Source organism: Pontibacter pamirensis (genome assembly GCF_010015475.1).
Classification (GTDB): domain Bacteria; phylum Bacteroidota; class Bacteroidia; order Cytophagales; family Hymenobacteraceae; genus Pontibacter; species Pontibacter pamirensis.
Genome location: NZ_SSNI01000102.1, coordinates 1 through 1,622 on the forward strand (window position 1 = coordinate 1; position 1,622 = coordinate 1,622).

General features: G+C 57.3%; 1 protein-coding gene. It reads right to left on the reverse strand.

Going from position 1 to position 1,622, the window contains the following annotated elements; all coding sequences use genetic code 11:
- Nucleotides 1–29: 29 nt before the first annotated feature.
- On the reverse strand, nucleotides 30–1,577 hold the full coding sequence (locus E1919_RS27095) for an IS1182 family transposase (RefSeq protein ID WP_162056521.1): 1,548 nt from the start codon (nucleotides 1,575–1,577) through the stop codon (nucleotides 30–32).
- Nucleotides 1,578–1,622: the final 45 nt, after the last annotated feature.

Here is a 1,622-nt window from a genome sequence, read left to right on the forward strand (position 1 = left end):
CAGTTTGTCTAAAAACCTCCGTCTGTTTTTTAGTTAAATATAGCAATTTGGAAATATACTGTACTAGATGCAGCGCCTTTTATTCGTTGGCCAAAGCTTCGCCAACATGTCCCAAACATGGCTTTCAGGGCTAACAACACGCTTAAAGAGGTCGCACAGTAGGTCAGCAGCCGCTCCAGGCCGACGATATTAAAGATGCGGCGCAGGTTGTAAGCCACCAGCATCAGGCCCACGTCAGCTGAGGCCCTTTCCATGCCTTTCTTAGTGAGTACGTAGCTGTAGCCCCACTGCCGCTTGATGGTGCCGAAGGGGTGCTCGACAATGGCCTGTCGCCGCTTGTAGAGCGCGGGGTTAGCGGCGATGTTCTGTCGGTTCCGCTCCAAGACCGGGGTGTAAGTGTTACGTTCGATGAGCTTGCCGTTCTTGGCCGTGGTGCATAAGTGACGCACCGCACATGTCTTACACGCTTTGGTGCGGTACTGATGGAAGCTGGTGGGACTAGAGCGGTTCCGGTTCTTGGTGTAGACGTGGCCGTTGGTGGTGAGCTCGGCTCCTGCCGGGCAGGTGTAGGTGTCTTTTGCCTGGTTGTAGACAAAGTGCTCCAGGTTGTAGGAAGGATCCGGGGCATTGGCAGCAGGCGCCGGAATGGCCACCAAAGTAGTAATGCCCAACTTCTGGGCGATCTCCAGTTCCGAGCCAGTGTAGTAGCCCTTGTCGAAGAGGACCGTAAAGGAGCTGTTGCCCACCAGGCTCTTGGCCCGGCGCACCATACCTCCCATGGCCTTGCAGTCATTGTGGTTGGTGACCTGGTAATCGATCAGGAGGCAGTGCCTGGCGTCGACAGTAGTCTGCACGTTGTAGGCCACTTCGGTGATGGTATTGCGGATAATCATCTGCCGGCTCTCCGGGTCAGAGGTGGAGACCTGGTCCTCTCCTGAGTCTGCGAGTCGGAGCGAAAGGGCCCGGTAGTACTCTCTTCGCCGGGCGTGGCGGGCCATGCTGTCGAAGATCTTCTCCACCTGGGATGCCTCCTGGGGCTGCAAGAGAGCCTGCTGGCAGTCAGTGAGCCTGTCCTCAATGTAGGCCTGGTGGCGGGCGATCTTGGCCTGGTTGTAGTTGTTCTTCTTCGAGTTCTGGGCCCGGAGCTTAGTGCTGTCCCCGGCCAGCAGCTCACCGCCGATCAGCTCAAAGTGCTGGGCCATCTTCACCGTGGCGCGGAAGACTTTGGTGATGGCGCGGCTGTTGTTTTTGCGGAAATTGGAGATGGTGTTGTGGTCTGGGGCCAGCTGGGCCAGCAGCCACATCACCTCCAGGTTGCGGTGGCACTCCTTCTCCAGGCAGCGGGAGGAGCGGATGCGGTTGAGGTAGCCGTATACCAGGAGCTTGAGCAAAACGGAGGGGTGGTAGGCCGGGCGCCCGTTCTCTGGAAAGTCGGTGCGGAAGCCCAGCTCCTCCAGGGGGAGCGAATTGATGAAGGCATCGATGAGGCGCACCTCGTTGTCCGAAGAGATAATTTCCTCCAGGCTGTCCCCGCCGCAGGGAGGCTCGTCCCGACGCAAGGCTTGTTTGAATTTCATAGCAGTAAGCAAACTAGTACTCTAGTGTTTAGCTACTTACCAGAA

Excerpts from the sequence above, each read along its gene's own strand:
- E1919_RS27095 (WP_162056521.1), bottom strand. The coding sequence starts at position 1,577 with ATGAAATTCAAACAAGCCTTGCGTCGGGACGAGCCTCCCTGCGGCGGG.